General features: G+C 38.2%; 23 protein-coding genes and 1 riboswitch. Of the genes, 14 read left to right on the forward strand and 9 right to left on the reverse strand.

The annotated features are described in order from the left end of the window. Window positions 1–46: 46 nt before the first annotated feature. The 3 genes from MKX72_RS06105 to MKX72_RS06115 all read left to right on the forward strand — a co-directional run bounded on the left by MKX72_RS06105 (window position 47) and on the right by MKX72_RS06115 (window position 3,757). Window positions 47–1,201, forward strand: coding sequence for an amidohydrolase (locus MKX72_RS06105; protein ID WP_033578345.1), 1,155 nt, complete (start codon window positions 47–49; stop codon window positions 1,199–1,201). Window positions 1,202–1,264: 63 nt separating this feature from the next. Continuing rightward, window positions 1,265–1,366: riboswitch (SAM riboswitch) on the forward strand. A 68-nt stretch (window positions 1,367–1,434) separates the two neighbouring features. Then, window positions 1,435–1,677, forward strand: a complete 243-nt coding sequence (locus MKX72_RS06110; RefSeq protein ID WP_028414204.1) for a hypothetical protein — start codon at window positions 1,435–1,437, stop codon at window positions 1,675–1,677. A 466-nt stretch (window positions 1,678–2,143) separates the two neighbouring features. Then, window positions 2,144–3,757, forward strand: coding sequence for a M20/M25/M40 family metallo-hydrolase (locus MKX72_RS06115; RefSeq protein ID WP_155008297.1), 1,614 nt, complete (start codon window positions 2,144–2,146; stop codon window positions 3,755–3,757). Window positions 3,758–3,775: 18 nt separating this feature from the next. On the opposite strand, the gene MKX72_RS06120 is transcribed toward MKX72_RS06115, so the two are convergent. Both MKX72_RS06120 and MKX72_RS06125 read right to left on the reverse strand, forming a co-directional pair. Then, window positions 3,776–4,573, reverse strand: coding sequence for a VOC family protein (locus tag MKX72_RS06120; RefSeq protein WP_155008296.1), 798 nt, complete (start codon window positions 4,571–4,573; stop codon window positions 3,776–3,778). A 147-nt stretch (window positions 4,574–4,720) separates the two neighbouring features. Then, window positions 4,721–5,104: a CotG/ExsB N-terminal domain-containing protein gene (locus tag MKX72_RS06125; RefSeq protein ID WP_155008295.1), complete on the reverse strand. Its 384-nt coding sequence runs from the start codon at window positions 5,102–5,104 to the stop codon at window positions 4,721–4,723. Between the two features lie 113 nt (window positions 5,105–5,217). Here MKX72_RS06125 and MKX72_RS06130 point away from each other — a divergent pair, with 113 nt between their 5' ends. Beyond that, window positions 5,218–5,664: a GNAT family N-acetyltransferase gene (locus tag MKX72_RS06130; RefSeq protein ID WP_033578349.1), complete on the forward strand. Its 447-nt coding sequence runs from the start codon at window positions 5,218–5,220 to the stop codon at window positions 5,662–5,664. A 256-nt stretch (window positions 5,665–5,920) separates the two neighbouring features. On the opposite strand, the gene MKX72_RS06135 is transcribed toward MKX72_RS06130, so the two are convergent. Next, window positions 5,921–7,090: an MFS transporter gene (locus tag MKX72_RS06135; protein ID WP_033578350.1), complete on the reverse strand. Its 1,170-nt coding sequence runs from the start codon at window positions 7,088–7,090 to the stop codon at window positions 5,921–5,923. 175 nt (window positions 7,091–7,265) lie between these two features. On the opposite strand from MKX72_RS06135, the gene MKX72_RS06140 reads away from it, so the two are divergent. Next, window positions 7,266–7,460 (forward strand): hypothetical protein, encoded by a 195-nt coding sequence (locus MKX72_RS06140; RefSeq protein ID WP_033578351.1) that lies wholly within the window; start codon window positions 7,266–7,268, stop codon window positions 7,458–7,460. A 33-nt stretch (window positions 7,461–7,493) separates the two neighbouring features. On the opposite strand, the gene MKX72_RS06145 is transcribed toward MKX72_RS06140, so the two are convergent. From MKX72_RS06145 to MKX72_RS06155, 3 genes are all read right to left on the reverse strand, one after another. Continuing rightward, window positions 7,494–8,795 (reverse strand): NCS2 family permease, encoded by a 1,302-nt coding sequence (locus MKX72_RS06145; RefSeq protein WP_013055916.1) that lies wholly within the window; start codon window positions 8,793–8,795, stop codon window positions 7,494–7,496. Between the two features lie 219 nt (window positions 8,796–9,014). Further along, a complete protein-coding gene (locus MKX72_RS06150; RefSeq protein WP_098627233.1) occupies window positions 9,015–9,965 on the reverse strand; it encodes a sensor histidine kinase in 951 nt (316 codons plus the stop codon). Between the two features lie 17 nt (window positions 9,966–9,982). Beyond that, window positions 9,983–10,681 carry a LytR/AlgR family response regulator transcription factor gene (locus MKX72_RS06155; RefSeq protein ID WP_049163519.1) on the reverse strand — a complete coding sequence of 233 codons (699 nt, stop codon included), beginning with the start codon at window positions 10,679–10,681 and terminating at the stop codon, window positions 9,983–9,985. A 175-nt stretch (window positions 10,682–10,856) separates the two neighbouring features. Here MKX72_RS06155 and MKX72_RS06160 point away from each other — a divergent pair, with 175 nt between their 5' ends. The 6 genes from MKX72_RS06160 (at window position 10,857) to msrA (ending at window position 16,101) form a co-directional block, all read left to right on the forward strand. Then, the gene (locus tag MKX72_RS06160; protein ID WP_049163521.1) at window positions 10,857–11,594 is read left to right on the forward strand and encodes an ABC transporter ATP-binding protein; all 738 of its coding nucleotides are present in this window, start codon (window positions 10,857–10,859) and stop codon (window positions 11,592–11,594) included. A gap of 1 nt (window position 11,595) precedes the next feature. Further along, window positions 11,596–12,762, forward strand: coding sequence for an ABC transporter permease (locus tag MKX72_RS06165; RefSeq protein ID WP_155008294.1), 1,167 nt, complete (start codon window positions 11,596–11,598; stop codon window positions 12,760–12,762). Between the two features lie 163 nt (window positions 12,763–12,925). Then, on the forward strand, window positions 12,926–13,717 hold the full coding sequence (locus tag MKX72_RS06170; RefSeq protein WP_311265128.1) for an aminoglycoside phosphotransferase family protein: 792 nt from the start codon (window positions 12,926–12,928) through the stop codon (window positions 13,715–13,717). 136 nt (window positions 13,718–13,853) lie between these two features. Then, window positions 13,854–14,354, forward strand: coding sequence for a MerR family transcriptional regulator (locus MKX72_RS06175; RefSeq protein ID WP_033578357.1), 501 nt, complete (start codon window positions 13,854–13,856; stop codon window positions 14,352–14,354). A 202-nt stretch (window positions 14,355–14,556) separates the two neighbouring features. Further along, complete coding sequence (locus MKX72_RS06180) at window positions 14,557–14,985, forward strand: MarR family winged helix-turn-helix transcriptional regulator (protein ID WP_028414193.1); 429 nt, start codon at window positions 14,557–14,559, stop codon at window positions 14,983–14,985. 153 nt (window positions 14,986–15,138) lie between these two features. After that, window positions 15,139–16,101, forward strand: coding sequence for a peptide-methionine (S)-S-oxide reductase MsrA (msrA, locus tag MKX72_RS06185; RefSeq protein WP_155008293.1), 963 nt, complete (start codon window positions 15,139–15,141; stop codon window positions 16,099–16,101). A gap of 25 nt (window positions 16,102–16,126) precedes the next feature. On the opposite strand, the gene MKX72_RS06190 is transcribed toward msrA, so the two are convergent. From MKX72_RS06190 to MKX72_RS06200, 3 genes are read right to left on the reverse strand one after another with little or no spacing between them, the layout of a single operon-like run. Next, window positions 16,127–17,251, reverse strand: coding sequence for a GerAB/ArcD/ProY family transporter (locus MKX72_RS06190; RefSeq protein WP_034267926.1), 1,125 nt, complete (start codon window positions 17,249–17,251; stop codon window positions 16,127–16,129). Between the two features lie 12 nt (window positions 17,252–17,263). Further along, on the reverse strand, window positions 17,264–18,349 hold the full coding sequence (locus MKX72_RS06195; protein WP_033578360.1) for a Ger(x)C family spore germination protein: 1,086 nt from the start codon (window positions 18,347–18,349) through the stop codon (window positions 17,264–17,266). Window positions 18,350–18,363: 14 nt separating this feature from the next. Then, window positions 18,364–19,884, reverse strand: coding sequence for a spore germination protein (locus tag MKX72_RS06200; RefSeq protein ID WP_049163527.1), 1,521 nt, complete (start codon window positions 19,882–19,884; stop codon window positions 18,364–18,366). A gap of 202 nt (window positions 19,885–20,086) precedes the next feature. Here MKX72_RS06200 and MKX72_RS06205 point away from each other — a divergent pair, with 202 nt between their 5' ends. The 3 genes from MKX72_RS06205 to MKX72_RS06215 all read left to right on the forward strand — a co-directional run bounded on the left by MKX72_RS06205 (window position 20,087) and on the right by MKX72_RS06215 (window position 26,419). Continuing rightward, window positions 20,087–21,742, forward strand: coding sequence for an alkaline phosphatase (locus MKX72_RS06205; RefSeq protein ID WP_155008292.1), 1,656 nt, complete (start codon window positions 20,087–20,089; stop codon window positions 21,740–21,742). A 750-nt stretch (window positions 21,743–22,492) separates the two neighbouring features. Next, window positions 22,493–23,236, forward strand: coding sequence for a LytR/AlgR family response regulator transcription factor (locus MKX72_RS06210; protein WP_028414187.1), 744 nt, complete (start codon window positions 22,493–22,495; stop codon window positions 23,234–23,236). A gap of 159 nt (window positions 23,237–23,395) precedes the next feature. Then, window positions 23,396–26,419 (forward strand): MHYT domain-containing protein, encoded by a 3,024-nt coding sequence (locus MKX72_RS06215; RefSeq protein ID WP_340758959.1) that lies wholly within the window; start codon window positions 23,396–23,398, stop codon window positions 26,417–26,419. Window positions 26,420–26,479: the final 60 nt, after the last annotated feature.

Genomic DNA, 26,479 nt, shown 5'->3' on the forward strand with positions numbered 1-26,479 from the left:
AGATAGAGAAGTGGTCTAAATTAAGAAATGTGAAAGAGTGATAAATATGACAGATCAATTACTACTAAATACACTAATAGACATACGCCGTGAGCTGCACCGGTTTCCAGAGCTTTCAATGAAAGAATATGAAACAACTAAACGTATTAAAAAGTGGTTAAAGCACTACGATATTTCTATAGCGGATGCATTCCATTTAGACGTGGGAGCAGTAGCGGAAATTGTGGGAGGGAAGCCGGGACCTACTATCGCTATTCGAGCTGATATTGATGCGCTGCCAATTGAAGAAAAAACCAATCTGCCATTTGCTTCTGAAGTGAACGGTGTTATGCACGCATGCGGACATGATTTTCATACGGCTTCTATAATCGGAGCAGCCATTCTTCTCAAAGAGCGTCAGCAGGAGCTTTGCGGTACGGTTCGATTTATCTTTCAACCGGCCGAAGAAACGGCTTCTGGGGCAAAAATGCTCGTTGAAAAAGGTGTGCTCGAAGGAGTAGAAGCGATATTTGGAATGCATAACAAACCGAATCTTCCTGTAGGAACCATTGGTGTCAAATCGGGACCTTTAATGGCAAGCGTTGATCGTTTTGAAATTGACGTCAAAGGAGTAGGCGGTCACGCAGGTATTCCAGAAAAAACAGTAGATCCGATTGCTGCTGCTGGTCAAATTGTTACTAGTTTACAAACCATTGTCAGCCGTAATCTCAGCCCATTTCAAAATGTTGTTGTCAGCATAACTCAAATCCACGGAGGGAGCTCGTGGAACGTCATTCCTGACAAAGTAACGCTTGAAGGAACGGTGCGTACCTTTCAAGAAGAAGCGAGAGAAAAAATACCGGCTCTTATGAAACGAACTGCTGAAGGGATTGGAGCAGCTTTCGGCGCTTCAGTAGACGTTAAATGGTATCCGTATCTTCCTGTAGTAAACAATGATGATACGCTGGAAAAATTGGTTATTAACGCTGCAGAGAATCTTAGTTATCAAGTCGTAGAAGCTGAACAATCGCCTGGAGGAGAAGATTTTGCCGTATATCAGCAGCGTGTACCAGGATTTTTTGTATGGATGGGTACGGCTGGAGAATATGAATGGCACCATCCTTCTTTTTCATTAAATGAAGAGGCATTACTTGTAGCAGCTTCTTATTTTGCTAATCTAAGCTTTGACTTTTTGAATTCATTCCATTACCACAAAAATTAAAATATTTTTATTTTTCTATTTACGCGGATGGAATTGTTTGATAAAATAAATTTTAAATTAAAAAAGTTATCACGAGTGGACGAGAGATCTGGCTCTTTGACTCCACAGCAACCTACGAATGTAAGGTGCTCCTACCAGCAAAGCATGTGCTTTGGGTGATAAAACGGGTGAAAAACTCATTTTGCATCAAAGCAAAATGAGTTTTTTTTATTTTTCTAAAAGGAGAGGGTTTTATGAGTCATACAGCAGTTGCAGCACATACAGGAGAGAAAGCATTAAAGGAAGCCGTAAAATTATTAGGAAAGCATTATCAAGTAGCTTATCGTGAATTAGAAACATTTTATGAAATTGTGGTCGAAAACCATGTTCGTACATATGCTGTAGGCATAGATATTAAAGATGTACAAAAAGCAAATGAACTAGAAATTTATTCATCATGCTGTTCCAAGCTTGAGCGAGTAGGCTGTCTTTTATAGAAGTCTGCTCGCGCCTCTATTTTTAAAGTGTTTTTAAATAGAAAGCATGTTTTTTGACAATTGAAGAATCTGGTGGGTATAATCATTACTCACTAGGTTTCAAAATTAATCATAAATTGTCGAAATTTTTACACAAATTAAAGGTTACATTCGAAATGAATTGTGGTATGTTATAAAACAAGAATATTTTATGAAAGGAGCATTGAAATGGAAATGTCTCTTGAACATGGAAACGATGCAGGAAGCGAACAGCTTATTGATCGTATCCTAGACTTTTTAGAAGATGACGAAAAGTAAAAAAAAGAGTGTGCGGTGCTAGCCCTAGCCGCGCACTCTTTTTTTATCATGTGCGTCAAGGAAGCGCATACTATGATACATAGGGATAGAATGAAAGGGTCTCTGTCAAAGGGATTGACGAATCGTTTTGTTTGATGGAAAATTTAGAAAAAGGAAAGAGATGAAGGGTATGTCGAACAAAACATCTTTGTATCAAACAAAAGAACAGTTAAAGAAGCTTGTAAGCGAATTGGTTTCTATACCTAGCGTGACAGGAACGATGGCAGAAGTGGAAATGGCTGAATCGATAGCGTCGTATTTATTGAAGCTGCCTTACTTTCAAAAAAACGAGCAAGTTGAGCTTCATTCAACAGGAGACGGGCGATCGATTGTCACAGCTTTTGTTGAAGGGAAAAATACGAATAAAACAGTTGTATTAGTCAGTCATTACGACGTAGTGGATGTACAAGATTATGGACAGTGGAAAAAGGATGCTTTTCACGCTGATACGTTAACGATTACTTTTTATAATGATATGGAACAAGTTCCGGCGCACGTACAAAAAGATATGATAAAAGGAGACTGGCTTTTTGGCCGAGGAACGATGGACATGAAAGCAGGTATTGCTCTGCATATCAGTATGATTGAACGAGCATGCAACGGAGAGTTTGACGGAAACATCCTGCTTCTGTCGGTACCGGATGAAGAAGTAAATTCGCTCGGAATGAGAAAAGCAGTGCCTGTTCTTTTAGAACTTGCGTGCAAACATCAGCTGGATTTTTCTCTCATGCTAAATGCAGAACCAGTGTTCAGCCGCTATCCTGGTGATCAAACGAACTATGTGTACTCAGGATCGATTGGCAAGATCATGCCAAGCTTTTTGTGTTATGGAAAAGAAACTCATGTAGGGGAACCGCTAGCTGGTTTGAATGCTAATTTACTAGCTTCTTATTTAACAACAGAAATAGAACTAAACGTTGATTTTTGCGAAAAAGTAAGAGATGAAACGAGTCCACCTCCTACTGTGCTGATACAAAAAGATTTAAAAGAAGAGTATTCCGTTCAAGTTCCGCACTCTGCCGTTGTATTATTTAATTTATTTATGTTAAACCGCTCTCTTAAAGAAGTAACAGATCTGCTGTTGAAATCGGCTGACAAAGCGGCTTTGAATGTAAAAAAACATTATAATAAAGCTGCTTGGCAGTACGCTGTGGGAATGGAGGGTTCATCCCTTGACGTGAACGTATGGACGTATGAAGAACTTTATACTCATGCAGTCAAACAGCACGGTGAAAAATATGTGCAAGAAATGGAAGCGGCACTTTTGGCACAAGAAGATGATGACAGAAATAAAACCATTAAATTAGTAAACTCTTTAGCTGGTTTATGTAAAGAAGCAGCTCCGATGATAGTCTTATTTTTTACGCCGCCTTTTTACCCGGCCGTTTGTTCACATGATGATCTCTTTGTACAAAAGATTTTGTCAAACGTACAGGCAACTGCCAAAGAGCAATTCCAAGTGGAGCTAGTTGAACAAAGTTATTTTGGTGGAATTTCGGATTTAAGCTATGCCAGCCTGCAGCATCCGCTTCATACATTTAACACGTTAGTAGCCAATATGCCTCTATGGAATAAAGGATATCATATCCCGCTAGAAGAGCTAGAGGAGCTGAAGATGCCGGTGCTGAACATTGGACCGCTGGGAAGAGATGCGCATCAATGGACCGAAAGATTAGACGTTCAGTATTCCTTTGAAATTTTGCCTCACTTCATTTATCAAGCTATAAAAGAAGCACAGAAATAAACATCCGCCCGCGGATGTTTATTTGTTGAATTTAAAAGAAGCTCCTTGTACGGTAATTTGTTGCGGTGTTAGAGCGTGATCCAATTCAACCAAAAATGGACGCTCTCCAACTTTTTTTAATGTATCATGGACAACACCTTGTGTTCCGCTGCAAAAAATAAGGTTTCCTTCATTGACATATAGTTTTTGACAACGTGCATCAAGTAAAGAGTCTTTGTAGCTTTCGCCAGCCTGAACGTCCAGCAGTTTTGTCCATTTGCTGATGGATTCTTCAAGGTTATGTACAGCACAGTAAATGTTTTTTAGCTGCAGCTGACCGGCTTGATGGGAAGAAAGAGCAGCTAGCTTTGGCTTGCGTTTTTCTTCTGGTTCACCCCACTCAATAAAGAAAGGAAAAGGAAGGGCATCATGGTCATCTTCAATAAAACACATTTGCCATTGAAGTCTTTCTCCATCATTAGTTTGACGAGACCCCGCTACAGGGCCTTTTACAGTGTAGCCCTTGTCTTTCAGCTCGGTTATGAGCAAATCCATATCATCTGTACGAAGGGCGAATCGCCCAAAATGACCAAACGGCGTATGTTCGTTAACAAGCTGCTGAATAAGATCATTATCTGTAACTGTTTGAGCTAATGCGATATCTGTAAGCCCAAGCCACTCAATATAGCTCAGGTGAAAATAAGCCAACGTGTTAAAAGTGCCCCATTTTTCATGGGTACCGCCTTTAATAACATTGATTCCGTATTCGTTTAGTTCTTTCTGAGCTTTAATAGGATCAGGTGAAAAATGAACAAGATGATCAAAAGATAAGTGCATGGGTAGGCCTCCTTTTAAGAGAGATTCTTTCCCACTATTATACTTTGTTTTCTTTTTTAAGAAGAGTAAAACGAATGATTATGTAAAATAAAAATCTTTAAAAAAGCAAGCCGCGTATGTTTTAGACTCGGCTTGCTTTAGAGTTAGTTAGCGACGGCAGCCATGACCTTTAAAGCAGCAGCCAAATGATTTATTAAACCATGGATATGAGCAGCAAGGTGAACCGCAGCGACAGCGGCGACGGCTAGAACGGCGAGTAGTGCAGCGAGTAGAACGGCGAGTAGTGCGACGAGTAGAACGGCGAGTAGTGCGACGAGTAGTGCGGCGAGTAGTGCGGCGAGTAGTGCGACGAGTAGTGCGACGAGTAGTGCGGCGAGTAGAACGGCGAGTAGAACGACGAGTAGAACGACGAGTAGAACGACGACGAGAACGTCTGTGAAGAGCAGTTGGCTCTTGGTACATAAATGTTTCAAGCTCAGTAGAAGCAAGTGCTTCTGTTGCTTCTCTAATTCTTTCAGCAGTGATATGCATATAAACACCTCCTGGCTAATTCGGTACATAATACAATATGTACAAGGAAGGTGTTTGGATATAGTGAAAACATGGAATTTGTCTAAATTTGTGAAAGAAATGGAGTGGTTTTCATGCTTCAAATCCTCGAACATCAAAGAGTGGATATCGCTCTTCAAATAGTAGCTGTGCAAGTAGAAGCTTATCAAGAAGAAGCAAGGCTCATTAGCTTTTCAGATATTCCTCAGCTTACAGAAAGCAAAGAAGATGTTATGAAAAGCAAGGAAGTGTTTATCGGAGAAATAATTGAAGGTAAGCTAGCAGGCGTGCTGTCGTTTGAAAAAGAAAATGAGCGATTAACGATTTGCCGCCTTGTTGTGCGTCCTCGTTACTTTCGAAAAGGAATCGGAAGCCGTCTTTTAACATATGTACTTCAAAGATATTCAGAATGTGAGTGTATGGTTTCCACAGCCGAAAAAAATACACCTGCGATTAAGCTATACGAAGCTCATCGGTTTTCAATTATAAAACACACTGCAGCTGCGGATAATCTTGTGTTAGTAACGATGAAAAGAGATTGAGACATAGCTAGATTAATCCAAAGACTAACAAATTGGCTACATGAGCTAGTAGGAATCGGCTGTTGATTTCCCTACAAGGCTTCGCTTTCCGCAGGAGTCTTCGCCTTGCCCTCCAATCACCAGCTAGAAGTACCTACATACATGAAACTTACGTTTACCATAGCAATAAAAAAATCCGAACGCGTTGGATTCTCCATCAAGAATCTCGATTCATCGTTCGGATCTTCCTTCAGCTAAAATACTTTTGTTTCAGCCTCTATGATGATAGTGTTTGCTCAGAATAATCTAGAGCTGTATGACGCTGAATCAGCAGTAAAGCAGCTAAAGTGACAACTGCTCCGATAATAAAAGGCAGCGTCATATTGAGTTTAAAGGCAAATGCACCAAGCAGAGGGCCAAAAATACGCCCTAAGCTATCCATTGAGGCAGTTAACCCTGAAGCAGAGCCATATCCTACTTTGGTTCTCATCGTAATTAATGAGAGGACACAAGGACGAATAAGGGCATTTCCTGCTGTAAATATGCACAGAAATAAGGTAGCATTAACGGCACTAGAAGATAACAAAATAGACGTAAATCCTATTGCTGAAACCAATAAGCCAATAGCCATCAGTTTTTTTTCATTTCCTTTTTTAAATCGCTGCAGTACACCGCCTTGAATCAGGGCTTGAGTTAAACCGCTCGCCATAAACATCCATCCGATTGTCGTGGGAGTAGCATTGATTTTCGCTATTTGAAAAAATTGAAAAGTAGCTTCTAAACCAGCGAGCGTAAAAGTAGCTAAAAATGAAAGAACATATAAATACTTCATAGCTCCTTGAAAATCTGACGTGAAGTCATGCCATCTGGATGTCTGTATTTTGGCAGCAGGTTCTTTTCGTAACGATTCTTTTAACGTAAAGAATGAGAACGCTGTCATAATCAGTGACAAGATACCAGAGATAACGAAGGGAACAAACAAGCCGAAAGACGAAAGGACACCGCCTAATGCCGGTCCAAAAATAAAGCCTAAGCCAATTGACATCCCTAACAGTCCCATTGCTTTCGTGCGGTTTTCTTCATCTGTACTATCAGAAGCGTATGCAAAAGCACAAGGAATAACAGCTCCTGCAAACAAACCTCCGATGATGCGTGACGTATACATCAGAGTCAAAGAGTTTTCTGCCACCGAAAAAAGAAAAAAGCTTGCGCTAAAGCCAAGTAAGCCCCAAAGTAAGATGGGACGGCGGCCTTTTATATCGGAAAGCTTCCCCCAAAAAGGTGCGGTAATAAAAGATGCGATCGAATAGCTAGCCATTAGTATCCCTAAATTGACCGTGCTTGCACCCGTGGCACGAATAACTTCAGGTACGATGGGGATGATCACGCCAAAGCCGACAAATACCATAAAAATAACAAACATTAACGTTCCAAGCTGTTTGTTCATATGCAATTAAGCCCCTTTCTCTGTAGAACATGCCGTGAGTTTAGTATACCAAATACAAAGACGTTTTTTACGTATATTTGGTAAAAAGCGCTTTATTTATAAGTGAAGAAAACATGTTAATATTTACCTGTTGCGCTGAAGCTGATACAATTAAAAGAAAAGGGACGTGAAGCAATTGCCAATATGGATTGTATTTGCTGGGATTATAGGCGGTCTTTTAGGATTTGGGGCGCTAGTGGATTATATAGCTAAAAAGAGAAGTGTCGAGCTAAATCCAGAAGAAGGGATAAAGAATGCTTCTGATGCAGAACAAATCTATGTGGAAAATTACCTTTATCAAACAAAAGAAAATAACAATCACTTTCAATAAAAAAAAAGCTTGGAGAGAAATCTCCAAGCTTTTTTAATGCGGTAAAAAGATGAGCTGATAGAGAAATAAAACAGCAAAGACATACACAAGCGGATGAACTTGTTTGCCTTTTCCTTTTACCAGCTTCATTAACGGATAAGAAATGAAGCCAAGCGCAATTCCTGTTGCAATACTTGATGTAAGAGGCATCGCTAGAACAACTAAAAAGGCAGGGAACGCTTCATCAAAGTCATTCCAATTAATTTTAGCTACAGCACCCATCATCAAGCTTCCGACAATAATTAATGCAGGTGAAGTAATAGCTGCTACGCCAGAAACCGAGCTTACAACCGGGCTAAAGAATGCTGCCACGATAAATAGAATGGCTACCGTCACGCCCGTTAGACCTGTACGTCCGCCTGCTGCTACACCAGATGAAGATTCAACGTAAGCGGTTGTTGGGCTTGTACCAAATAAAGCGCCAATCGTTGTACCAAAGGAGTCAGCAAGCAATGCTTGACGCACGCGAGGCATCTTATTACCTTTCATAAGACCGGCCTGTTGAGCTACGCCTACCATTGTACCTGTTGTATCAAAAATCGTCACAAGTAAGAAAGAAAAAACAACTGTGTACAAATCATGATGAATAACATCTCCAAAAGCAGCAAAAGGATTTGAAATCATTAAGCCATCTGGAAGGTGAGGGGAAGCAAACAAACCTTTATCAAATGAAAGCTGTCCTCTAAAGAAAGCAATTAATCCGGTAATAATCATACCGAAGAATAAAGCGCCGTTTACATTTAGCGTATATAAAATGATTGTAATCGCAAGTCCAATCAGTGTTAAAACTACTTTCTCAGACTGCAAATCACCAAGTCCAATTAAATTTGATTTATTTGCAACAATAATACCGGCTGAACGAAGCCCGATAAAAGCAATAAATAAACCGATACCAGCACTGATCGCGTGCTTTAAATTGTTTGGAATAGCTTCAATTAATTTTTCACGAAACGATGTTAACGATAGGATGATAAAGATAATACCCGCTACGAATACAGCTGAAAAAGCAGTAGCATAGTCGATACTTCCATTTGAACCAACAACTAAAGCAGCAAAGTATGCGTTCATTCCCATACCGGGAGCAATAGCGATTGGATAGTTAGCTGCAAGAGCCATCCATAGCGTAGCTACGACTGCTGAAATAATAGTAGCTGTAAATACTTGATCAAAAGGAACGCCGGCGCTGGACAAAATAACTGGGTTCACAATGACGATATAAATCATGGTTAAAAACGTTGTAATACCAGCTAAAATCTCCGTTTTAGCATCCGTGTTATATTCTTTTAACTTAAACATAAGTAACCTCCAAAAATAACGAACATTAAAAGCAACATGATATATAATATTCGTTTTTTACTTGAAATGCAATAGATTTGCATATAAAAAATCAAAAACTAAAAAAGTGACGATAAAAGAGCTAAAACAAGTGTGAAATATTTCTTTTTTTCGGTGCTTTTTATAGTGTGCGCGTATAGAAGAGGCTCATACGAAAAAAAGCCGCTTAGGCTATAGCGGCTATGTTGCTTGTTTTGAGGAAACGACTATCGGAAATTTTATTTTAATGGAAAGAGTTAAATCGTGATAGGTATATTCCAAGCGTCCGTGGTAGTTGGAAACAAGTTCAGAAATGATCCACGTGCCAAGGCCTTCGTGGCGTTCTTTCTTTTCTGTCACATGAAAAGAAGTAAACAAGTGATCTTGACGCTCTCGTGATAAAGGAGCCGTAGAATTGCTGACTTCTAAAATGTAAATGCCACTTCGAATCATACTCGAAACGGTTATCTCTTTTTTCTCAGAAGAATGAGCGGCTTCTAAAGCATTATGCAGTAAATTCATGATGAGATTCATTTGGTCAAGGTGCTTTAAAGGCAGCTGTGATAACGGTGAATCTAATTGAACATTCATATGTATTCCCCACGTATGTGCTTGATTCTTGCTTTGATGTACAACAGAAGCAACGTGCGAATGTTCACCTTGAATATATGAATGGGTATCATTCAAAGCTTCAACGTAATCTTGAATATACTCTTGTGCCTGCTGTCTTTGGTTTGTTTCTAGAAGATAGGATACGGCGCTGACATGTTTAATAAAATCATGTCTTTCAGCTCTTAACGCTTGAAAAAGCTCATTGTTTTTTTGAATTTCACGTGAAGCACTGCTTTCCCGGTTGGTTACGAATATGTATTGTTGATAAGACGAAAACATGTCGGTCATGTAACCAATCATTGCGATAACGGTTAGGCCAATACTAAGAGGTGAAGATAGGCTAAATAAAAGCAGGAAAAAAGACGTCAGCACGATTGCTTTTTTTATCGTTAGTGAAGGAGCCGTTTGATATTTCTTTCTCCATATAAAAAATGAACCAATTATAAAAGAACTAAGTAGGAGATGTAAACTAACAGGCAGGTCTTTAAAAAAGAGGAGCACGAAAACAGTTAGTAAAACTAGTGTGTAAAATAGTTTCATTTTAGATAGTCCCTCCTTTAAAAGTATTCTTTTTGCAAGATGTCTAAATTTGTTTTCGTGATTAAAGCTGTTTTTTCGGTGCTTTGAAACATCACGGAGTATGAGTGCTTAGTATACAGGGAGAAATTTTGAATATAGGAAATGTTGATAATAAAAGCTCGATGAGACCTTAGAAAATGACTCGCGGTTAATTCTTTTTCAATTTCGTTTAATGATTGATAGGTACTAAATTCTCCATTTCTCGTTATGATGGTGGTAGAGCGACCCGTTCGTTCTGCAAATATAATATCTTGTTTGTTCAGCACTTGCATTTCGGTTTTTTGTTTTAAAATAAGCTTATCTCTTGTGTTATTTGATTGGTTTTTTTGATAAAAACGCTGAATGCCTTTTAACAGACGCTCTTTAGAGTAAGGCTTCATAATGTAGTCTAAAACGTTGAGTTCAAATGCATGAACGGCAAAGCCGCTGTGCCCAGTGACAAAGATGACTTGAATATCAAGTGCGTAAGCATTGATAAAGTCTGCAAGCTCATAACCTGATAGTTTTGGCATTTCAATATCTGTAATTAATAAATCAATTTCATTTTTTTTAATTTCGTTATAAGCTTCCTCCGCACTGCTAGTCGAAAAAAGTATGTCTATATCATCTTCTCTTTCTAAAGAAATCCTCAATTTTTCTAAATCATATGAATGATCATCCACTAATCCTACCTTCATAAATAAAAACCCTCTTTGTTTTATTCTATTGGATATTACCACACTATTTTACCATGATTTACAAGATGGAAAGGACGTTTCGCGACATAAAAGACCCTCTTTATGACAAGATGGAAGATGCTGTATAAAAAATAAGCTAAGATAGAGTCAATCACAGTAAAAGGGGAGAGCGGATATGATTGAAATCAAAGGTGTGACGAAATATTTCAAAGAGAAAAAGCAAACAATTGCAGCTGTTCAAGATATTCATGTAACCATCGCACAAGGAGAAATTGTAGGACTATTAGGGGAAAATGGAGCGGGGAAAACAACTCTTTTACGTATGCTGTCGACTGTACTTGAACCATCGGAAGGCCATATGTTCATTCACGGAATTAACATTCATAAACGGCCCGATAAAATAAAGCAAAAAATCGGCGTCCTTTTTGGCGGTGAAACAGGTTTATACGACCGTTTGACAGCTCGTGAAAACTTAGCTTATTTTGCTAAGTTTTATGGAATGAGCAAACATGAAACAAAGATAAGGATTGAGGAACTAGCCAAACGTTTTGGAATGAAAGACTACTTAGACCGCCGCGTCGGAGGCTTTTCAAAAGGAATGCGTCAAAAAGTAGCCATTGCACGCACTATTCTTCATAACCCAGACGTTATCCTATTTGATGAACCGACTACAGGATTAGACATTACATCAGCAAACATGTTTCGCGAGCTTATTAAAAGTCTGCAAAGAGAAGGAAAAACGATTGTTTTTTCCAGTCACATTATGGAAGAAGTGGAGATGCTGTGTCAGTCTATCATCATGATTCATAAAGGAAAAATGATTTATCAAGGAACAAACGAACAGCTGTATAAAGAAGAAGAAAGCACAGACTTAAATTACATCTTTATGTCGCGTATCGTGAGGGGGGCTTAATATGATTTGGCATATTTATAAAAAAGAGTTGATTGATTGTTTGAGAGATCGCAAAACGATTATCTTTAGCGTGTTGATTCCGATTCTGTTAAATGTAGGGATTATCTTTTTTGCAGACAAAATGATGGCCAATGATCAAACAGATTCCATGTCTGTAGCTGTTACAAAAGATTCTGATGCCAGTGTGATCGACTGGTTAAAAAACGATGACAATATTAAAGTAATTGAAAGCAGAAATCCACTCAGTGCTGTAGAACAAGGGAAAGCGTTAGCGGCGTTAAAGCTACCAGACGATTTTTCTTCAGAAGTGCGTAAGATGAAATCGCCAGAAGTTACTGTTTATACGGATTCAGCGAGCATGAACTCAGGTGCTACCGCAGAGTATATACAAAATATACTGAATAAACATCGAGAAGCTATAGTTAGCGAACGCTTAGACCAACTAAATGTGAATAGTCAAACGATAGCTCCGTTTAATGTGGTTGAAAAAGGAGTGTCTAAAGAAGATGACGGCTCTTTAACAATGATTGCGATGTTTGCGCCAATGATTATCATTATGGGCGTTTTAGGTGGCATTCTTCCTTCTGCCAATGATATTTTTGCAGGTGAAAAAGAACGGAAGACGATGGAAGCTCTATTGATGGCTCCTGTCAAACGAACGCAATTACTGGTTGGAAAATGGCTTACGATCTCTACATTCGGTATCGTAAGCGGCCTTTTGTCTACATTGGCATTTGTTTTCTCTGTACGTTATTTAACAACTATATTAAATGATGCACTGCAGCTTAAGGGGCATGTTACAACCTTTATCTTCTCGTTTTTAGTCACCCTTACCCTGCTAGCACTTCTAGGAGCTATGGTATTATGTATTCTTAGCCTTTTAGCAAGTTCGGTTAAAGAAGCGCAGAGCTATACATCTCAAATTATGATGGTAGCGATACTTCCATACTTTTTACTGATGGGAAAATCCGTACACGAACTGCAACCAAGCGGATTTTTAATTCCTATTTATAACGTATTTGCACTCATGAAACAGCTTCTCTACGGTGTCTACGACATGCAGAGTCTCGTCTATACAATAGGAAGCTTGTCGGTTTGTACGGTTGTTTTATTTACGGTTGGTTATACGATGTTTACGAAAAGCCGCTGGGTGCTTGGTAAAGGGTAAGAGACTGGGCAAAAGTAGTTTAGTTGAAGGAAGGTCCGAACGAGTAATCGTTCGGATTTTTTTATTGGAATGGTGAACGTAGGTTTCAAGTATGCAGTTAGTTGCTTCTAGCTGTGGGTTGGAGGGAAAGAGCAACAAAAAGAGAATGTAGAAAGAAAGGGGAGTGAGACAGTTGCATCCTATTATAATAGAAGAAATTCCTCATTCGATAAAAAAGTATGTAAAGCAAATCGAAAAAGTGACGTTTCCGAAGCAAGGGTGTACCTCAGATGTTGGTATCCTTCATACCGCTAAAGGGAGATATGTTTTAAAACGGACAAAAAGGGAAAAGTACAGAAAATGGTTATATAAGGAATATTATGTATTAAAAAATATATGCGCTCTGGAAGAATGTCAAAGCCCGATCGCTTACAAATTCGTTCAAACAGCAGAAGAGAGCTGGATGCTGCTAGAATTTCTTGAAGGAAAGACGGTAAGAGAGTATTTAGAGAAGGAAGATAATGAAAAAAAGCGTGAGCACGTTGTCTATGAAATGGGGCGTCTTCTTGCTCGTATTCACAATGCTGAGTGTCCAGAACGATTAGTGAGTAAGCAGCCGTGGATCCACCGAATGCTGCAAGAGGCAGAGTACAATTTAACTCACTATGAGGTAGACGGAAATCAACGGCTGCTAAAACAACTGCAGAAGCAAAACATGATATGCAAACAAGAGGTACTTATTCACGGAGACTACACGATTGATAATGTACTTGTACACGACGGTCAGATAACAGCTGTTATTGACTGGAGCGGAGGAACTTTAGGAGACGCTCGTTATGATATGGCGCTGGCTGTTCGTTTTGAAGACGGAATCTTTACAGGTAAAGAGCGCGCGTCTTTTTTTAAGGGATACGGCAAGGGGATTTCACAGAGCGAATTTTGTTATTTTGCAGAAGGTTTATACGAGTTTTTCTAGGGAATAATGACATCATTTTCTTCATTTGTTGAACGTCCACTTTCTTTGACGAATTCATACTAGTTTTGTCACGTATGAAGGGATTTAAAGATTTCTCTCGAAATGGCTAGTAAATGAAAAAATGGAGGGATGGAACATGACGATGAAAACGGTGGATGTGGCAAAGTCGCTGGGAATACATCCAAGTACGGTATTAAAATGGGTTAAAATGGCGGATATCGAGCTAGAGAGAAATGAATCGGGACACTGTGAGTTTACAGAAGAAAATATTGAAGCACTTAGAGACTTTCAAAAAAACCGCAATCGTCAAGCCGTCGTCAAAGTGGTAGAAAAAGTAGTAGAAAAAGAGGAAGTCGTTATATCTGATGAACGTGCACAAGATATGCAAAAGCAGCTTGATCAGCTTTTTTTAAGACTGATTGAAAATGAAAAGCGTACAGAAGAAAAAGCGGGAGAAGTAGTGACCTTTCAAATTTTAGAGCATCGTTCAGAAATCGATCGATTAAATAAAGTTATTACGAAATTAGAAAATCGAGTAGCGGAACTTGAAAGTCAGTTGAAAAGTGAAGACAGCTTAAAAGGTAAAAAGCCTGTTCCGAGATGGAGAAGCTTTTTAACCGGTATTTTTAGCTATTAGCAGCGATTTACCATAACGGTAAATCGCTTTTTTTATGGAATTTTACGAAAAATACATCAATTCGTACAGACTTGTGGAAAAAAATCTCAATAATAGTTGACGAAACGCTTAGTAATTTGATAAAACTAATTAAGTTAAGAAAGTGAAATACTTTCGTAAATACATATTCGTTATCATGCGATAGCGTTAAGGAGAGTGACAAGTGAAAAAAAGAGAAGAGCTCGTTCAAGAAATGGAGACGCTGTTTCGCTTTGTGTTCAGACAGCTTCGCCAAGAAATTAATGAAGTATACAATTCAGAGCTATCAACAAATGAATTTATGGTGCTTCGTATGCTGGTTGATTCCGGCAGGCAGCGATCAACTGATTTATCTAAGTATCTTCAAGTGTCAGCAAGCCACATTACGGCGGTAACCGACTTGCTTTTGTCAAAAGGCTACATTGCACGCAAACGGTCTGAAAATGATCGACGTATTATTGATATTGAACTGACCAAAGAAGGGCAAGATATTTTTAATGTGATTCAAGAAAAAAAACGAGCATATTTCCTTGAGCGGTTTGAGCACTTTACAGATAAAGAAATTGAAACGATGAATAAACTGTTTCACAAAATTAAAGGTGATCAAAAATAAAGCGCTTTAAATGCGGAAGAATAATCAGTGAAGATGAGCTTCACTGATTATTTTTTTGTCTTAAAACGGAAAGAGTACAAGAAGCAAGTTAGTTGGTGAGAACATCAAATCAGCGTATAATAATAGAAAGAATACATGAAGGAGGTCATCTTTTTGACAGAACAATATGAAGTAGCAACTTTTGCTGGAGGCTGTTTTTGGTGTATGGTGAAGCCCTTTGATGAACAGCCAGGCATTATAAAAGTTGTATCTGGCTATACAGGCGGTCACAAAGAGAACCCGACGTACAAAGAAGTATGCTCAGAAACAACGGGCCACTATGAAGCGGTCCAAATTACATTTGATCCAGAAGTTTTTCCATATGAAAAGCTTTTAGAACTATACTGGCCTCAAATTGACCCAACGGATGCAGGCGGACAATTTGCGGATCGAGGCGATTCATATCGAACAGCTATCTTTTATCACAATGAGCACCAAAAGGCACTAGCTGAAGAATCCAAGCAACAATTAGAAGCAAGCGGTCGTTTTTCTGAACCAATTGCCACACAAATTCTACCGGAAAAACCGTTTTATGAAGCGGAAGAATACCATCAAGGTTATTATAAGAAAAATAAATTCCGCTATGCTATGTATCGACGAGGATCTGGACGTGATCGTTTTATTAAAGAAAACTGGAAAGACTTTGGCCGCGACGAGCAGCTAAAAACGACATTAACGCCTATTCAATATGAAGTTACTCAAAATGACGCAACGGAACCCCCGTTTCGCAATGAATTTTGGGATCATACAGAAGATGGTATTTATGTAGATATCGTATCAGGAGAGCCGTTGTTTAGTTCAACCGATAAATATGATGCCGGATGCGGATGGCCGTCTTTCACAAAAGCGATTAATAAAGATGAAGTAAAAGAAAACATGGACGTTAGTCATAATATGGTTCGTACAGAAGTACGAAGCAAAACGGCTAACTCTCATTTAGGTCATTTATTTGATGATGGTCCGCAAGATGCAGGCGGCTTGCGTTATTGCATCAACTCAGCAGCTCTTCGCTTTGTTCCGAAAGAAGATTTAGAAAAAGAAGGATACGGGGAATACGCTGTTTTATTTAACAAATAAAATAATATGAAAAAAAGAGCGTGATTCAACTTAAAGTTGGCTCACGCTCTTCTTTTTGTGTTTTCTTTTGTTTTATTTTGGCTCGAATGAGGCTATAGAGAAAAAGGAAGGGAATGTAGCCATAAATAAAGTAAAAGCCGGTCATGGATAATCGTGTATTAAGCTGATCGATGGTTTCTCGATCATCAAAGAAAATAGAAAAACCAAGAAGGGCAATAAGAACTAATATGAGAAAAAGCGTAGGCGGCTTATTAAATGTTTTGCTAAATCCACGAATTGTACACCATACGCTGACAGCAATAGTAGGAAGAACGACTAAAAGCCACATAGAAATTAAAATATATTCAAAGCGCTGTAAAAATGGGATTTCAATAATTTTAGCCATCGTTAAGGTTGGCCAGATGGTATGGCCTAACTGTCCTTGACTAAAGTAAGCAAACGACACTAATGCCGTACACAAATATAAAAAAGTACTGAACAAAACGCCATATTGCCCCCACTTCTGACTAGTAGCGCCATTTTTTATAAATGGATAGAAAAAAAGTACGGATTCAAATCCCAAATTCTCAAAGGTCATCATTTTAGTTGAAATTAAAAATTCCCATATTGTGTGATCAAATAAAGGAAATAAATTATTAAGGTGCCCATATTTTAACGTATAAAGTAAGGCAAATACGAGCGGCAAGGGAAGCATGACCCCAAAAAAGGCAATGCCAGTAATCACACGAAACCCACCGGAAACTGTGTAGTAAATAATAGGCAAGTATACAAGTGATACGACCCATGTTTCTAACTGCGGAAACATCCATATTTGCAAAATCTCTACATACGTTCGGTAAATCGTTAATGCAAAGATAAAATAATAAATGGAAGCGGCAAGGGTTAAAGCCCCTCCAAGATATTTTCCAAAATATAGCCGGTGAATATCAATAATGTCGCTGTTTTCACGGGTTAAGATATTAAAAATCATCGCTAATAAAATACAGATGCTGATCGCTGCAAGAATGACAGATATCCATGCTTCATATCCGGCACCTTTAATAATATAACGCTGAAATCCTAGTATTCCAACGCCAATCTGAGTAGAGTGAACTAAGAAAAAAAGAAAAGAAGGGGAAACTTGATTTTCTTCTTTAATTGTATTGTGCATCTTTTCTTCCTCCTAGTTGCTAATACCGGTTTGAATAAGATGAACGTGAGCTTTTACTTCAATATTCATATCCGGATATTGCGCTTTGAATTCTTCACTGTTAAACCTTCTCGTTTTACTTCGAACATAATCGGTAAAACAAATGGGATCGATTTTGTGCCGCTGAAGCTTTTTAATAAAAGTATCCCCGTCTTTTTCAATGTCTTTTTGAAGCGTTTTTTCAACCATTTTAATACGAGCCGGGTCTGTTAAATCTATCCATCCAGGAAACTCTTTTACAAGGCCGTCGACAGTTAAGTGCGCAACAATACTTGGATGTTGATGATTGCCTTTAATTTCATACTTTGTTTTGGTGCGCAAGTTTTGAAGAATGATCTCGCCTTTACGGTCACTTTCTTTAATTGTTACTGAGTAGCGGCCGTGCTTTGTTCCGCTTGTTAGCAGCTTAAATAAAAACGTTTCTTTCATTCCGATGGTTGTAACGACTTTTTGTTCTTTGAAAAGCGCCAGCCCCTTTAATTTAATAGCATCTTTTTCTTGAGCTAAAACAGGAAGGTACGGGTCGCGGTCATCACTAAAAAAACTGAATAAAAAAATTTGTAAATTGGTGTTAGGCAAATTTTCTGTGCGGATATTTTGTTCAATCAAATTAGAAATAAACTGATAGTCCTTAATTTTCTTTTTTGTAACGGAGCTCAATAATTCATGTGCGTTGCCATCTACGATACTTAATTTAATATTACGCCCAAGGTCTGGATTTCTAGCAATTGTATTTACTAATTCATCCACGCCGTGTGTTGCAAATTTTTTTCCCATGACGATGCTTCTCAGCTGCCCAAAAGCGACCGGAAGAGATGATTTATTGTTTAAACGGAGTGGAATATCAAATGATGAATTAGCAGTAGCCGCAATAATACTAGGTTCTTCCGTTGGCCCGTACTTATAGATAGGGTATAAAATAGTTCCTCTGACTTTATTGCTTTGAGGAATATAATCATATCCTATGGAGTTAACTACTTGAATTTCGTCAATTGTTTCACGGTCTGCACAGCTCGTTAAAAAAGTAAGGCAAGTGCATAAAATAAGTATTCTCTTCATGACGTTTCCCCGCTTTACTCATTATCTAAATTACTTTTTCGTTTAGTCTTGTTCGCTTTATTAGGGTTATAGCGAAAGCGTTCTAAAGGACGCAAGTAGCTTGGCCGCTTGGCCGTATGACTATACGGCAAGCGCAAAAAGGTATCCCTATACTCTGTTGGGCGAAACGGAAAAAGCGGAACAAGATAAGGCATGCCCAAAGACTTTAACCGAAGCAAGTGAACCAGCAAGAAACAAAAGCCAAATGTGATGCCGACTAAACCGAACGCAGTGGCAAACAAAATAAACGGAAAACGTAGCAGCCGGATCGTGTTAGACATTTTAAAAATAGGCGTTGTAAAAGAGGCTAAAGCTGTCAGTGAAACAATAATAAGCAAAATATTGCTTGTTAACGCAGCTTCTACCGTTGCTTGCCCAATAACAATCCCGCCTACGATTCCCAGTGTTTGCCCTACTTTTGTTGGAAGTCTGGCTCCTGCCTCCCGAAGCAGCTCAATGGTTATTTCTAAAAAAAGCACTTCGATAACAGGTGGAAAAGGAACGTTTGTCCTTGAAAAGATAATAGGCCCCAGCAAATCTTTTGGAAGCATCTCATAATGATACGTAACAATGGCTACATAAAGAGGCGTAGCAAAAATAGAGAAAAAGACGCCCAAAATACGAATAACTCGGAAAAATGACCCTAGAACCCACGGTAAATAGTAGTCTTCGGGTGAAATAAAGAAGTCAAGCAACGTTGACGGTCCGGTAACTGCGTAGGGTGAACCACTCGAAAAGAAGGCAGCTTGCCCGTTTAACAGACTAAACAGAACTCGATCAATCCGCTCTGTTGTTAAAAAAAGCGGAAATGCCGTAGAAGAATTATCGGAAATCAATTGATCAAGCATTGTACTATCAAAAATGACGTCAAAATCTATTTCTTCAAGGCGCTGGGTCATGGTGTCTACGTGCTGAGGATTCGTTACGCCTTCTAAGTAAACAAGCACCACGCGCGTTTTCGATTTATTTCCTACGGTGAGTTCTTTAAAAATAAGGTTTTCGGAAATGACCGTTTTTCTCATTAAATAGAGATTGACATCTAAATCCTCCACAAAACCAATTTTAGGACCAACGACGCTGAACTCATTTTCCGTTTCATTTTCTTTTCGAAACCCCGTATCAAAGCTTTGAACTTTAATAAGAGCTACTAGCTTATCGTCTTTATGCAGTTGAAACATCACATAGCCGCGCAGCATCTTTTCTAAAATTTCTTTTGTATCTTTTGTAACGGAAATATCTTCAATCGGCAGAACGTTTTCGACTTCATATACACTGCTTAACGTGAAGTCTAGTTTTTGAAAAGGCTCAAGTATTTTATCTTCAACACTTTGCATGTTTACGAGCTGCTTAAAATAAGTAATGATGTATTTTCGATGCTGCGAACCAATAGCTAATGTTGTAAAATCACTTGATTTTTTAAATTGTTTAATCAGTTCGTCCAATGATTTTTTGGGCTGATCGTCTGCATTCTTTTTTTTAAATAAATGTTTAAACATAACCGTGCCCCTCGCATGACTTTCTATTACTGGTAGTTTGTTCATGTACTTCCTTTTTATTCGACTATTTTTTCTCAAGAAGAAAGGAAGAATATAAAGACAAACTTTACACTCTTTTACAGTGGATAAACAGTAGATTTACGTTTGGATGGTAACTTTAGACATGTCGAAGATAATGAAATAAAGGAGCGGGTACATTTATATGAAGAAAAAATTAGCAGGTATTACACTGGCAGGAGCAGTAGCATTGGCCTCGTTTGGTTTAGGAAACTCTCTTATTCAAACGGAAGCAAAAGTGGAGCATAAGTCAGCTAAGAAACCTCAAAATGTCATTATGATGGTAATGGACGGGACGAGCTCAAATGCTACTACACTTGCAAGATGGTACAAAGGAAAACCGTTACATATGGATCAGCTGATGGCCGGGGGAGTACGTGCGTATTCGGCAGAATCTGCTATTACAGATTCCGCTCCGGCAGCTACTGCTTTAGCAACAGGAAATAAATCAAATTCTGGTTATGTAGGTGTGCTCCCTTCAGTAGTGAATACACCTGGGGTTAAACCCGTAGAAAAAGAAGATCAGTTTCGTCCCGTAGCAAACGTTCTAGAAGGAGCAAAGCTTTCGGGGCGCGCGACAGGAATTGTGGCTACTTCTGAAATCCAGCACGCCACACCAGCTGGTTTTTCAGCCCACAACTACAGCCGTGATGATTTTCAAACGCTAGCGGAGCAGCAAGTGTATCAAAACATTGATGTAGTACTTGGAGGAGGTAAGCAATCTCTTCTGCCAGGAAAAGAGGAAAAAAGCCGAAAAGACGGTGAAAACTTAGTCAATGTATTAAACAAAAGAGGATATGACTTTGTAGAAAATAAAAAGGAATTAGAGCAGTCGCGCGCCAAAAAAATCTGGGGGAGCTTCGCCGACCGAGACTTAGCGTATGATATGGACCGACCGCAGACAAAAGCAGAACAGCCGAAGCTGTCTCAGATGACAAATAAAGCAATAACAACACTCTCCAAAGATAAAGACGGTTTTTTCTTATTTGTTGAAGGAAGCAAAACGGATTGGGCAGCTCATGCAAATGATCCAATAGGCATGATTAGCGATGTATTAGCGTTTGATGAAGCAGTGGGCAAAGCAGTAGAGTTCGCTAAAAAAGATGGAAATACGATGGTTATTGCGATTGCTGATCACGGAAACAGCGGTCTTTCAATCGGTAATGCAAATACAACAAAAGGATATGATACCACACCTGTTTCTGCTTATATTGATCCATTAAAAAAAGCAAAAATGACGTTAGAAGGTGCTACGTCTAACTTAAAAGAAGATTTATCAAATAAAGAAGAAGTAGCTGCTTTGTATGGTTTATCAAATCTAACTTCAGAGGAAAAAGCGCAGCTGACTAAAGCAAGAGATAAAAAAGAAATGAGTGCTACACTATCAAAGCTATTAGCCAACCGAGCAAACCTTGGATTCACAACGGGCGGTCATACGGGTGAGGATGTATTTCTGTATTCATACGGCGTCAATCGACCAACGGGGCACTTTGATAATACGGATATTGCTAAACATATGGCTAAGTCAATGAATATTAACTTAAATGAGTTAACAAATGAATTATTTATTGAAGCAAATAAAGCTTTTAAAGGCTCAAATGTAGCGGTGGACTCAAAAGATAAAAACAACCCTGTGCTCGTTGTTACAAAAAATAAGCGAACGGTACGTTTTCCGGTAAATAAAAATATTGCAATTGTAAATGGAAAAAAGATGCAGATGGACAGTGTGGTGGTACAGGATAAAAAAGGTCGCTTCTTTGTATCTAAACAGGCACAGCAAATTGTAAAAAATGCAAAATAAGAAATGAAAGTAAAACAGGCCGAAGTATAACTTTAGGCCTGTTTTTTTACAGATAATAGATGGATAATTAGATGTATTAGCCTTTAGAGAGGAATGAATTGATTTATTTTACAAATAAATAGCTTTGAACTCTTAAAGGAATGGAAAGTCTTCACCTTTAAATATATGTGATTTATACTATGAAATGGTATAATAATCATAGTTCTAAAAGGAACTAGTTCGGAATACATATGTAAGTTCATAGCGTTATATGCTAGAATTTTTATAATAAAATGAATAAAAAATACATAAATTTCTTCAAGTGAAATTACAAATACAGGGTTATTAAGGGTTGTATGTAAGTAATTACCTTGAATAAAAAGTAAAAAATGAATAAAAGTATGGGTGGAAGAACGTAGAACATGTTTTAATAGTAAGAGAAGACAAAATGATTGAAAATAGCGTGTCGCCTTTATTAAAAATATTAAATAAAGATTCTGGCATGCTGATTTACAGATTATAAAAAGGGTATTAAATCATTGTTAGGAAAATAAATGATAATAGATAAACGGTTTTATTTCTTCTTCTAGAAAACCTACAATTATTGCAATATTCCCCATGAACAATCGTTGTGCGTTCCATTAACGATTAGCGTCCGTGTAGATCATTCATCTCAACATAAAAACACTATAAAGATGTGTAGACATGCATAAAACAGAATGGGCAATAGTTCGTACTATACTTTAACATTGTATCCTAGGGGGAGTCAGGATGAACAAAATCAACTTAATTATTGCCGATGATAACGAAGATTCGGTTGAAATTTTAGATTATTTTATAGAACAGCTTCCGGAATTTGAAGTGATTGGCATCTGCAAAGACGGAGAGCAGCTTGTACAGGAAGTGATGGCTAAGAGTCCAGACCTTTTGCTCGTAGACATTAATATGCCTACGATTAACGGTGTAGATGCCATAAAAAAGTGCCTGCGCATTAAGCCGAATTTAAACTTCATTTTTATCACCGGTTATGATGAATTTGCTGTGAAGGCATTCGAGTTGTCGGCACTGGATTACATTGTAAAACCAATTGAAAAAACCAGACTTTATATGGCGCTAGAGCGGGCAAAAAACTCCATTGGAATTGATAAAAATCAGTCAAAAAAGCCAGGTGAGCAATTAAAAAGACTGCCTGTAAAATTTAATGGATCTACTTATTACATTCCAATTGATCAAATTATTTTTATTGAAAAGTCCGGAAAAAAATGCTTAATCTATACTCAATCACGTGTCTATGAGACATATGAAAATATTAGTGATATCTATATGTATTTGAACCCTTCTGTATTCAGTCAAACACATCGGTCTTATATCGTAAATTTGCAGAAAGTTTCGCACATCACACCAAAAAATGAAACATATCTTGTTTATTTCTTAGAAATTGATGAATATGCTCATATCTCAAAATTAAAAATCCAAGATGTTCAAAAACAGCTGCATCAGTTAATGACAAATTAAGAGATGCTGCTTCTTCTAAAATAGTTATGCTGATGAGAGGACGAAGCTTATGTAAGTTTCGTCTATTTCATGTGTCTGCTTTCGGAATAAATGATCGTAATATAGTTCTTATAAGGAGAGTTAGATAGAAGAAGTAACGTTAAAGTGAAAGGAAAGAAAATGATTTCAATTACTGGTCACTATAATGAATTTACCGTATTTCTTGCTGTCATTGTAGGGATTCTTGCCTCTTATACAGCACTTGATATTGTGAGCAAAATGATGAAAAAACAGCGGAACAATTATTTGTGGCTCACACTGTCAGCAACTTCAATGGGGCTTGGAGTGGGGGCGATGCACTATATTGCGATGCTTGCTTATTATGTTCCTGTTAGCTTTCATTTTGATGTTGTACTTTCTGTCCTTGCTTTAATAATAGCAATTAGCGGATCATTAGTTGCGTTTTGGACATTCTGGAAATGGCGCACGTCGGTATGGTCAGGGCTCATTTTAGGAAGCGGTATTCTGGGTACACATTATATTGCAATGGCAGCAATCGAAACGGAAGCACACATTCATTATGCGATGCTATCTGTTTTGCTTTCCGTCATCATCGCCCTGGTCGTTGCATTTTATGCGATGCACTTGTTTTTTCGTTCGAAAAGCGTGAAAGCTAATCCATTTCTTAAACTTGTTAGCTCCATTTTGCTAGGCATTGGCATTTCAGCTATGCATTTCATTAGTATGTATGGAATGAAGCTGCATATTGCACATTCAGTTGCTAGAAGGTGGGGCCAGTGGCTGCCGTATCAAGCGCCGTTTTCCAATATTATTGCAAGCATTACAATTACGCTACTGATTGTCTTCCTGCTCGTTGCTGCTTTTAAGCGTCAGGAAGAAGTGAGGGAAAGTCAATTAAAAGAAGAGTATTATCAATCCCTTTTTAACTACAATCCCAATATTGTGTGTGCAGTTGATTTGTACGGCAATATTCAAACGATTAACCCAAAAGGAATCGAGCTAACAGGATACACGTTAAACAAAATGGAGACAATCCCGTTTCCTTCTATGTTCAGAGAAGCTGAAAGAGCTGAAGAATATATGTGGAAATCCCTGAGCGGAGACTCTGTATATTATGAGGCAACGCTGATTCGCAAAGATAATCAGCCTGTATACGTTGAAGTCACGCAAATGCCCATTATTGTTTATGATCAAATTAAAGGAAGTTACGTTATCGCCAAAGATGTGACAGATCGAAAAAGGGCTCAACAGCAGCTTCTGGATTTACAAAAAGATTTAAAACGCACGCTTTCACAGCAAGATGGTACTATTTTTAAATTTGTGAAGAACAGTAAAGGATATGTCTATACGATGTGCGAAGGCAAAATGATTCGTGAAATGGGATATGAGGAAATAGATGTTGTCGGAAAAACACCTGAGGAATTTTTACCTGAATCCTACGCAAGAGATAATAGGAGTTACTATGATAAAGCATGGGCGGGAGAGAAAGTGTCGTATGAAGTACTTTTGAACGACTTTGCTTACTATACGAAATTAACACCTCATATCTACAAAGGAGAAGTACAAGAAGTTATTGGTTCTATAGTAGATATTACTGATCTTCACGAAGCAAGAGAAAAGCTGGCTAAAAGTGAAAGCATGTATCGATCCGTTCTTTCTACAATGTCAGAAGGCGTGGTGTTTCATGACCTTGAAGGTAACTTAATTGCTGCCAATGCATACGCTGCTAAGATTCTAAACGTGCCTTATGACCAAATGTTATCGGTTAACCCGTTTGGTTTAGACTGGGAAATTATTCATCCTGATGGCACAGCTTTTGCACTCGAAGATATTCCATCTGTCCGCTGTCTTCATACAAAAGAGCCTGTGCGAAATACAGTCATGGGCATTTATTTAAATGAGAAAAAGTTGACTTGGCTTTCGGTGAATGCTGAACCTCTGCAAGAAAGCAAATATTATAAAGGCGTAGTTGTCACATTTTATGATATTACAAAGCAGCAGGAACAAGAACAAGATCTGCTTCATTCCAATCAGCAAATGATTATAGCCAAAGAAGAAGCCGAAAAAGCAAATCAGGCTAAGTCAGAATTTTTATCAAAAGTAAGCCATGAACTTCGAACGCCTTTAAACAGTATTTTAGGCTATGCACAGATATTGGAAGAGCAAGGAGAAAAAGATTTAACAGAAAAACAATTGAATCGTATACGAAAAATTTTAAAAGCAGGTAATCATCTTCTTTATTTAATAAATGAAACGCTTGATTTATCGAAAATTGAATCAGGTCACTTAGCGATTAACCTTGAACCAGTGTCGGTAAAAGAAGCAATTGAAGACGCGCTTAAAATTATGAAACCATTAGCAAAAGATAAGCATAGTATATTTTATACTCGCTTTCACGCATACCAAGAAGTCTTTGTTGAAGTAGATGAACTTCGGTTTCAGCAGATCTTATTAAATCTGCTTACAAACGCCATTAAATATTCGCCCGCTTATCGCGATATCATTATCTATACCGATATTGCTCAGCATCACGTAACCATATTGATTGAAGATAGGGGCTTTGGAATTCCAGCTTCAGAATTAAATCGGATTTTTGAACCTTTCTATCGTGTGAATAGACTAGAAAAAGACGGAACAGGGATTGGGCTGGCGCTTGTAAAGCAGCTTGTTGTCTTAATGAATGGAACGTGCGGAGTGCGAAGTGAAGAAGGAAAAGGCAGTACATTTTGGGTTCGTTTTCCCTTAGTACATCCACCTGTTCCTAAACGCTTATCCAATGAAAGGGAAGCCGAGTCATTTTTAGGTTTTTCTATGCCGATCTCAATTGTGTATATTGAGGATAACGATACAAATATTGAGCTTATGCAATCGATTCTTTCTCCATATAAAAACGTTAAGCTCTTAGTTGCCAAAACAGGAGAAAACGGCATCGGGCTAATCAAGTCCATTTCACCGGATATTGTTTTAATTGATATTGATCTACCTGATATGAATGGTTTTGAGGTATGCACACAGCTTCAGCTGGAAAAAGAGTTGAAGCATATTCCGCGAGTCGCCTTGAGTGCAAGCGCGATGCAAAGCGACATCGATCAAGCTTTTTTAGTCGGTTTTAGTGAATACGTAACAAAGCCAATTCATATTGCCACGTTTTTGAATGTATTAAATCGCTTTACAAAAGCTTAACAAAAGTTTAGAAGGCTTTTCATTGACTTATTAGTGGACCTTTTGTAAAATAAAAACAAC

Origin of the sequence: Priestia sp. FSL R5-0597 (assembly GCF_038006305.1) — a bacterium.
Classification (GTDB): Bacteria; Bacillota; Bacilli; order Bacillales; family Bacillaceae_H; genus Priestia; species Priestia zanthoxyli.